Below are 3,691 nucleotides of genomic sequence, written 5' to 3'. Positions count from 1 at the left end.
CTCCTTTCTCATTTACAATAATTTATCTAAAAGATACACCACTCAGATTTTAACTCTTGTTTTTAAACAACCTCTAAGTCGATGGATAAATAGATGAAATTGTGTGTGATCGTTGAATGGAGATTTTGCGCAACGCAAAACCAACTTGACGGACGCAAGAGGGTGCTAAAGTCTCAGTAGTGTCCCTCTTGCGTCTGTTGAGTGGTGTTCGGTCAGACCGGCTTATTTCGCGCAGTCATCGACAAGTTGCTGGGTGATTCGCATCGCACAGAAGTTAGGTCCGCACATTGTGCAGAAGTGGTCGTCATCCTTGTGGCTTTCGACATAATACTGACGTGCGCGCGCAGGGTCGAGCGACAGGTTGAACTGGTCTTTCCAGCGGAACTCGAAGCGGGCCTTGCTCATGGCGTCGTCGCGGACCTGTGCGCCGGGATGGCCTTTTGCGAGGTCGGCGGCGTGGGCTGCGATCTTGTAGGTGATCACTCCGTTGCGCACGTCCTCAAGGTTGGGAAGCGCGAGGTGCTCTTTTGGGGTCACGTAGCAGATCATGGCTGTGCCCATCCATGCGATCTGCGCGGCGCCGATGGCTGATGTGATGTGGTCATAGCCGGGGGCGATGTCGGTTGTCAGCGGGCCGAGGGTGTAGAAGGGGGCTTCGTGACACTTGTCGAGCTGACGGTCCATGTTCTCGCGGATTTTGTGCATCGGCACATGGCCGGGGCCTTCGATGAGCACCTGGACATTATGTTTCCAGGCGATTTCGGTCAGTTCGCCGAGCACGTCAAGTTCAAGGAACTGTGAGCGGTCGTTGGCATCGTGGATCGAGCCGGGACGCAGACCGTCGCCAAGAGAGACGGCGACATCATATCGGGCCAGGATCTCGCAGATTTCATCGAAGTGGGTGTAGAGGAAGTTTTCCTGATCGTGTATCACAGCCCAGCGGGTCATTATCGAGCCGCCGCGTGAGACGATTCCTGTCAGACGGTCCTGGACCATGTCGGCATGGACGCGGAGCGCACCGGCATGGATCGTGAAATAGTCTACTCCCTGTTCGGCCTGTTCGATGAGTGTGTCGCGGTAGATTTCCCATGTCAGATCCTCGACTTTTCCGTTGACTTTTTCAAGGGCCTGGTAGACGGGCACTGTTCCGACCGGAACGGGGCAGTTGCGGATGATCCACTCGCGGGTTTCATGGATGTTGTCGCCGGTCGAGAGGTCCATCAGAGTGTCACCGCCCCAGTAGCAGCTCCACACGGCCTTGCTCACCTCTTCCTCGATTCCCGACGAGAGGGCGGAGTTGCCGATGTTGGTGTTGAGTTTCACCAGGAAGTTCCGGCCGATGATCATCGGTTCGGCTTCGGGATGGTTGATGTTGGCGGGAATGACGGCGCGGCCTGAGGCCACTTCCTGACGCACGAATTCAGGAGTGATGTGGCTCTTGATGCCGAGCGCTTCGGCGTTGTTGTTCTCGCGGATCGCAACATATTCCATTTCGGGGGTGATCACACCCTTGCGGGCCAGAGCCATCTGAGTGATCTCCTTACCCTCGGCGGCGCGGCGGGGTGCGTAGCGGTGGCTGAAGCGGATGGTGTCGAGGCTGCTGTCGGCTTCGCGCATACGGCCATAGTCAGAGGTGATTTGGGGAAGCTGTTCGAGGTCTTCGCGGCCGGCAATCCACTCTTCGCGCAGACGGGGGAGACCGGCGTTGATGTCAACCTTGACATTGGGGTCGGTGTAGACTCCGCTTGTGTCATAGACATAGACTGATCCGTTCTGGCGGGTCAGACTTTCGCCGTCAATGATTTTTACGGTCGGAGTGAGATTGACGCGGCGCATGGCCACTTTTATAGGATGAAGTTTGCCTTCGATGTAGACTTTTTCAGAACCGGGATAGCTGTTTACGTCGATATTTTCGATTTCCATATTAAATTATGGTGATAATTTCAGTTTTTAGAGATTGAGAAATTCAGTGAGGGGGCTTGTTGCCGATGCGGAGGATGAGACAGATCCTAAACCGGCGAGATAGGCTTTGCGACCGGCTTCGACAGCGAGTTTGAAGGCAACGGCCATCTCGACGGGATCGCCTGCGACGGCTATGGCTGTGTTGACCAGCACTGCATCGGCTCCCATTTCCATTGCATCGGCAGCGTGGGAGGGTGCGCCAAGTCCGGCGTCAATCACGACAGGCACACGGCTTTCTTCGATTATGATCTCAAGAAGGTCGCGTGTTTTCAGCCCTTTGTTTGTGCCGATAGGTGCACCGAGAGGCATGACAGCGGCTGTGCCGACTTCTTCGAGGCGTTTGCACAGCACAGGGTCGGCCTGAATGTAGGGAAGCACCTTGAAGCCCTGGGCCGCAAGAACCTCAGTTGCTTTCAGAGTCTCGATGGGGTCGGGGAGAAGATATTTCGGGTCGGGATGGATTTCGAGTTTGATGAAATCTGTCCCGAAGCAGTCACGGGCAAGGTTGGCGGCGAGAACAGCCTCTTCGGCTGTGCGCACCCCTGAGGTGTTGGGCAGAAACTGGACATGGTCGCGGTTGATGTGGCGCAGCATGTCGTCTTCCTCCTCATGGTCCATGTCGATACGTTTCATGGCCACGGTGATCATCTGCGAGCCTGATGCCAGAATGGATTCAAGCATCAGACGGTTGGAGGAAAATTTTCCGGTGCCTACAAACAGGCGTGAGGTGAAATCTTTTCCTCCGATGGTTAGAATGTCGTTCATATTTGATATGGATGTGATAATTTTTTTCTGGTTTATGCCGCCTCTGTCATCTGCGCTTTTCAAAAGCCTCATGAAGAGCGGCGAGTACTTTGCGGGTGTAGTCCACCGGATCGTCGGCGTTGATTATTGATCCGCTCATGGCGACTCCGTTTACGCCGGTTGCCATCACTGAGGGGATGTCTTCGAGAGTGATGCCGCCGATTGCTACGATCGGCAGCAGGATATCTGCTTTGCGCACTTCCTCGACAATTCTGGTGTAGCCCTCAAGACCGATTACGGGTGAGAGGCGTGCTTTGGTGGTGGTGTAGCGGAACGGTCCGAGGCCAACGTAGTCGACGTCCCATCCGCGCAGCCTGACGATGTCGTCAGCTGTGTTGGCTGTGCAGCCGATGATTGCCTCGGCTCCCATGTTCTCGCGTGCGACAAGCGGGTTCATGTCATCCTTGCCGAGATGGACTCCGTGGACCGACATCTCAATGGCGAGTTCAACGCGGTCGTCAAACACAAGGAATGCTTCGTTTTCTTTGCAGAGAGGTATGATTTCAAGAGCTGTCTGACGGAATTCCTCGTCAGAGGCATCTTTGAGACGGAGCTGAATCCATTTGCAGCCTCCTTCAAGGACCATCTGCACTTCTTCCGCAATGGTGTAGCGCTCGGATGGATGGGTTATGAACTGGAGCATAGAATTATTGTAGTTGTATTATTTTTTCTGCGAACAGTCTCACGTTGTCTGCCGACTCATTCCACGGGATTGCCCCAAGCATGGCAAACCCCTTGAAGTTGTAACGTTTCAGCAGCGGAATTTGTTCGGCGGTCACGCCTCCGAGGGCGATGACCGGAGTCCGGATTTCGCAGAGACTTAAAAAATCTTCATTGGTGAAACGCGACTGATAACCTTGTTTGGAAATGCTGTCGAAAACCGGACTCAGTGTCGCATAGACCATGCCTGAGCATTGTCTGAGTT

At 54.4% G+C, this 3,691-nt stretch carries 4 protein-coding genes; all 4 read right to left on the bottom strand.

Annotated elements, in window-relative coordinates; all coding sequences use genetic code 11:
• Positions 1-222: 222 nt before the first annotated feature.
• Positions 223-1,923 (bottom strand): phosphomethylpyrimidine synthase ThiC, encoded by a 1,701-nt coding sequence (thiC, locus tag K2H17_RS10680; protein WP_300134613.1) that lies wholly within the window; start codon positions 1,921-1,923, stop codon positions 223-225.
• Positions 1,924-1,950: 27 nt separating this feature from the next.
• Positions 1,951-2,727, bottom strand: coding sequence for a thiazole synthase (locus K2H17_RS10675; RefSeq protein WP_300134611.1), 777 nt, complete (start codon positions 2,725-2,727; stop codon positions 1,951-1,953).
• A gap of 46 nt (positions 2,728-2,773) precedes the next feature.
• Positions 2,774-3,409, bottom strand: a complete 636-nt coding sequence (locus tag K2H17_RS10670) for a thiamine phosphate synthase (protein WP_300134609.1) — start codon at positions 3,407-3,409, stop codon at positions 2,774-2,776.
• A 4-nt stretch (positions 3,410-3,413) separates the two neighbouring features.
• The coding region (locus K2H17_RS10665) for a thiamine phosphate synthase (protein WP_300134607.1) at positions 3,414-3,691 on the bottom strand (278 nt) is incomplete at its 5' end.

Origin of the sequence: Duncaniella sp. (assembly GCF_029054785.1) — a bacterium.
In the GTDB taxonomy this organism is placed as follows: domain Bacteria; phylum Bacteroidota; class Bacteroidia; order Bacteroidales; family Muribaculaceae; genus Duncaniella.
The sequence above is the reverse complement of the archived record's forward strand: the minus strand, read 5'-3'. Positions and strand labels throughout refer to the sequence as shown.

Excerpts from the sequence above, each read along its gene's own strand:
- thiC (WP_300134613.1), bottom strand. The coding sequence starts at position 1,923 with ATGGAAATCGAAAATATCGACGTAAACAGCTATCCCGGTTCTGAAAAA.
- K2H17_RS10675 (WP_300134611.1), bottom strand. The coding sequence starts at position 2,727 with ATGAACGACATTCTAACCATCGGAGGAAAAGATTTCACCTCACGCCTG.
- K2H17_RS10670 (WP_300134609.1), bottom strand. The coding sequence starts at position 3,409 with ATGCTCCAGTTCATAACCCATCCATCCGAGCGCTACACCATTGCGGAA.